Source organism: Enterobacter sp. 725m/11 (assembly GCF_011683705.1).
Taxonomy (GTDB): domain Bacteria; phylum Pseudomonadota; class Gammaproteobacteria; order Enterobacterales; family Enterobacteriaceae; genus Enterobacter; species Enterobacter bugandensis.
The window spans coordinates 1-2,974 of record NZ_JAAQOK010000098.1 but is presented as its reverse complement, the minus strand read 5'-3'; the positions used below and the strand labels follow the sequence as shown (position 1 = coordinate 2,974).

4 protein-coding genes are annotated in these 2,974 nt (G+C 37.3%); 2 read left to right on the top strand and 2 right to left on the bottom strand.

The features are described 5' to 3' along the window. Positions 1-185: 185 nt before the first annotated feature. Positions 186-1,073, bottom strand: coding sequence for a LysR family transcriptional regulator ImiR/NmcR (gene imiR, locus HBA26_RS22495; protein WP_048224141.1), 888 nt, complete (start codon positions 1,071-1,073; stop codon positions 186-188). Between the two features lie 141 nt (positions 1,074-1,214). On the opposite strand from imiR, the gene HBA26_RS22490 reads away from it, so the two are divergent. Both HBA26_RS22490 and HBA26_RS22485 read left to right on the top strand, forming a co-directional pair. Continuing rightward, the gene (locus tag HBA26_RS22490; RefSeq protein WP_053073497.1) at positions 1,215-2,093 is read left to right on the top strand and encodes a carbapenem-hydrolyzing class A beta-lactamase IMI-1; all 879 of its coding nucleotides are present in this window, start codon (positions 1,215-1,217) and stop codon (positions 2,091-2,093) included. Between the two features lie 45 nt (positions 2,094-2,138). Next, positions 2,139-2,639 (top strand): DUF1566 domain-containing protein, encoded by a 501-nt coding sequence (locus HBA26_RS22485; RefSeq protein ID WP_166721057.1) that lies wholly within the window; start codon positions 2,139-2,141, stop codon positions 2,637-2,639. 93 nt (positions 2,640-2,732) lie between these two features. Here the strand turns inward: HBA26_RS22485 and HBA26_RS22810 are convergent. Then, a partial coding sequence (locus tag HBA26_RS22810; protein ID WP_243854862.1) for a DUF6404 family protein occupies positions 2,733-2,974 on the bottom strand: 242 nt, incomplete at its 5' end.

Sequence of the window (2,974 nt, the reverse complement as noted above, 5' to 3'; positions counted from 1 at the left end):
TCCGTCGTCGGCAGCGTCAGATGTGTATAAGAGACAGATTATCAAGTTAGTGAAATCTTAAACATTGATTCAAAAAAAATTAGCCGGCATATCATCAGATGTCTTACAACAGTCAATTATAAAGGTAAGAGAAGTTTTTGGTACGATTACTTAAATAATAAGCATTGATATATCTTTAGCAGAGATTAGGATTTAAGTACAAACTCTCTGCTATGCTCGATAATCCATTCCTTAAAAACATTAAGTGCTTCACTATTATGATTAACCCGAGATTTCTGTAAAGTCAGCCAATAACCGCCAAGCGTGGCATAAATTTCAAAAGGTTTTGCTACGGAGCGCTCATTTAATTCTTTTTGAAACATATGATAAGGAACTAATGCTGCATAATCACCTAATTTTACAGCATCTATCATATGTCTGGTAGAATCAAAGATAGGCCCGTTAACAGTCCAAGAGTCGATCCCAGCAGCTTTAAACCAATTATTCCATTCATCCTTTCGATAGGAGCGCAGTAAGCAAACTTTTTTTAAGTCTGATGGAATGCACAGTTTCTTGGATGTTTCCGGGGAACATAATACTGTATGCGGCGCCTGAAAGAGTAAAATATTTTCCGTATTAATCCAGCCGCCTGATCCAAATCTAATAGATGCATCAATACCTTCTGCAGCTAGATTGACAACGTTATTATGCGTTAAAATTCTAATATCAATCCATGGATTTTCATTAAGGAACTCAGTAATCCGAGGAAGAAGCCAACCTATTGCAAAAGTCCCAACGACAGCAATAGTAAGCACTTCTTTAATCTTACCTTCATGGAATTTATCCATGGCAGAACTCATCATCTGCAAAGCTTCTGTAATCGAAGGCAAAAGATGCAGGCCTTCGTCTGTCAACTGTAACCCACGCGGTACTCTTGTAAAAAGAGCCACACCAAGCATCTGTTCAAGTGTTCTTACCTGCTGGCTTACGGCGGCCTGGCTTACATGAAGCTCTAGTCCGGCTTTAGTAAAATTTAGATATCTTGCAGAAGCTTCAAAAGCTCGTAATGCATTTAAAGGTAATCTGGCACGCATAGTAACCCAAAGAAAAAGTTATGGCTGTATAAAAATTATATTGCTTCAAAGAAAAAATAACAACTGTATAATCGCCCTCTGTTGAAAGTTAATACCCGCCATGTCCTAGTTAATATAGAAAATTGTATATAAGGTAAAACCATGTCACTTAATGTAAAACCAAGTAGAATAGCCATCTTGTTTAGCTCTTGTTTAGTTTCAATATCATTTTTCTCACAGGCCAATACAAAGGGCATCGATGAGATTAAAGACCTTGAAACAGATTTCAATGGTAGAATTGGTGTCTACGCTTTAGACACTGGCTCAGGCAAATCATTTTCATACAAAGCAAATGAACGATTCCCATTATGTAGTTCTTTCAAAGGTTTTTTAGCTGCTGCTGTATTAAAAGGCTCTCAAGATAATCAACTAAATCTTAATCAGATCGTGAATTATAATACAAGAAGTTTAGAGTTCCATTCACCCATCACAACTAAATATAAAGATAATGGAATGTCATTAGGTGATATGGCTGCTGCAGCTTTACAATATAGCGACAATGGTGCTACTAATATTATCCTTGAACGATATATCGGTGGTCCTGAGGGTATGACTAAATTCATGCGGTCGATTGGAGATAAAGATTTTAGACTCGATCGTTGGGAGTTAGATCTAAACACAGCTATTCCTGGCGATGAACGTGACACATCTACACCTGCAGCAGTAGCTAAGAGCCTGAAAACCCTTGCACTGGGTAACATACTCAATGAGCGTGAAAAGGAAACCTATCAGACATGGTTAAAGGGTAACACAACCGGTGCAGCGCGTATTCGTGCTAGCGTACCAAGCGATTGGGTAGTTGGCGATAAAACTGGTAGTTGCGGTGCATACGGTACGGCAAATGATTATGCGGTAGTCTGGCCAAAGAACCGAGCTCCTCTTATAATTTCTGTATACACTACAAAAAACGAAAAAGAAGCCAAGCATGAGGATAAAGTAATCGCAGAAGCTTCAAGAATCGCAATTGATAACCTTAAATAAACTTAACTGTAGCCATCACTTCATTGTGATGGCTTAAATTTCATCATGAAAACAATGAAAATCTTCATCTATTTATCATTAGCTATGAGTAGTTTGTCTACATATGCTCAGTGTGATTTCATCACCGAGAATTCGACAGTGATAGATATTAAAAACAACCTAGAATGGCAGGCTTGCACTTTCGGCATGCAATGGAATAAAGAGAATGGATGTACTGGAGAACCAACTCCCCTTAATTTGAGTACAGCTTTTGGAGAAGCAACAAAACAAGGGAATGGGTGGAGACTGCCAAATATCGAGGAATTATCTTTACTATCTTCAAATAGCTGTCTTAAAAATGACCTTTTCAAATCATATTTTGACATACCCCAAGATAATGGTGAAGGAGCATCGCCTTATTGGAGTTCAACGCAAATTCAAAGCATACCTTACTTGTATTATACATTTGACATGATCAATCATTATATTGATGGCCATACTATTGAAATGACTTATCCTGTTCGATTTGTCAGAGATGTAATGGTCGACGATGATTTAATATTATAAAAAAGTCAAATACAAGTTATTGGTTTAAAAAAGGATATGCAGTGTATTTTCGCTACCTAAGTAACTGCATATCCAAATATTATCTACAACCCATTATAAATCGTCCCATTCAGGCAATTGATTTACCACTCTGCGCCATAAATGGTAAATACTCATTGATATACCAAAAAGAATACCTGCCGAGAAAGAATACATTAGAAATATTTTAACCTCGAAGATATCAAGTAATAATAGCAAGGCTAACAAAAGCCCACCCCATACAATCGAAAAATACATCCCAAATATTAATGTATTTAGCCTGTCTCTTATACACATCTGACGCTGCCGACGACGGA